Below are 704 nucleotides of genomic sequence, written 5' to 3' on the forward strand. Positions count from 1 at the left end.
CTGCGCGACTGGCAGAGCATTCGCCTGTACTCGCCGAGCCTGGCCGGCAAACCCGCCACCGCGCAGCAGGAGCTGCTGCAGCTCGACCCGCGCCTGCAGCTGTGCGCCAGCCAGGCCGAGGCCTGCGCCGATGCCGAGGTGATCATGCTGTGCACCTCCTCGGCCGGCCCGGTGCTCGACCCCGCCACGCTCGAGCAGCCGGCGCTGATCACCTCGATCAGCACCAACGCGCCGCGCGCCCACGAGGTGCCGCCGGCCAGCCTGGCGCAGATGGACGTCTACTGCGACTACCGCGCCACCACCCCGGCCAGCGCCGGCGAGATGCGCCTGGCCAGCGAGCAGCACCTGTGGGACCGCGCGCTGATTCGCGGCGACCTGGCCGAGCTGCTCGACGGCTCGGCGCCCCTGCCCGACTACCGCAGTCCGGTATTCTTCCGCTCCATCGGCCTGGGTCTGGAAGACGTCGCCCTGGCCCAGGCGCTCCACCAACTCAAGCAGGCCGCGGAGGGCTGAGCATGCAACACGCCGACTACCTGATCGTCGGCGCCGGTATCGCCGGCGCCTCCACCGGCTACTTCCTCGCCGGCCAGGGCAAGACCATCGTCCTCGAACGCGAGCGCCAGCCCGGCTACCACAGCACCGGCCGTTCGGCGGCGCTGTACACCGTGGCCTACGGCACGCCGCAGGTGCGCGCGCTGACCGCC

Annotated in this window: 1 protein-coding gene and 1 pseudogene; both read left to right on the forward strand. The window is 72.4% G+C overall.

The window, feature by feature from the left end:
* A pseudogene (locus N878_RS23925) lies at nucleotides 1–513 on the forward strand (ornithine cyclodeaminase family protein); the annotation flags it as partial.
* 2 nt (nucleotides 514–515) lie between these two features.
* Nucleotides 516–704, forward strand: a 189-nt coding sequence (locus N878_RS23930) for an FAD-dependent oxidoreductase (RefSeq protein ID WP_031303995.1), incomplete at its 3' end; no start/stop codon positions are given.

The organism is Pseudomonas sp. EGD-AK9, from assembly GCF_000465935.2.
In the GTDB taxonomy this organism is placed as follows: Bacteria; Pseudomonadota; Gammaproteobacteria; order Pseudomonadales; family Pseudomonadaceae; genus Aquipseudomonas.